This is a genomic window from Pseudomonas sp. HMSC067G02 (genome assembly GCF_001813485.1).
GTDB classification, from domain to species: Bacteria; Pseudomonadota; Gammaproteobacteria; order Pseudomonadales; family Pseudomonadaceae; genus Pseudomonas; species Pseudomonas aeruginosa.
Genome location: NZ_KV812627.1, coordinates 1 through 427 on the forward strand (window position 1 = coordinate 1; position 427 = coordinate 427).

Annotated in this window: 1 protein-coding gene; it reads right to left on the bottom strand. The window is 64.9% G+C overall.

Going from position 1 to position 427, the window contains the following annotated elements; all coding sequences use genetic code 11:
* Positions 1–427 (bottom strand): methyl-accepting chemotaxis protein (locus tag HMPREF2914_RS03090; protein ID WP_256561975.1); only part of this gene is annotated, 427 nt, incomplete at both ends.

The following is a 427-nucleotide window of genomic DNA, read 5'->3' on the forward strand; positions in this document are numbered from 1 at the left end:
GCGGCGTTGAGGGCGAGCAGGTTGGTCTGCTCGGAGATGCCCTTGATCACTTCGAGGATCTGGCCGATGTTCACCGTGCGGCTGTTGAGGGCCTCGATGTTGGCGCAGGAGGCGCTGATCTTCTCGGAAAGCTCGTTCATCGCGCGGATGGTCTGCTCGACCACCTGCTTGCCGTCTTCGGCCTGGTGGTTGGCGTCGGACGCATGGTGCGAGGCATCGGCGGCGTTGCGGGCGATTTCCTGGGCGGCGGCGCCGAGTTCGTTGATCGCTGCGGCGACGCTGTTGGTGCGGTTGGACTGCTCGTCGGAGTTGGCCATCGAGGAGTTCGAGGCGTTCACCACCAGTTGCGCCACGTCGTGCAGTTGACGGGCGGTGCCGGCGACCTCGCGGATCGATTCGTGGATACGCTCGACGAAGCGGTTGAAGG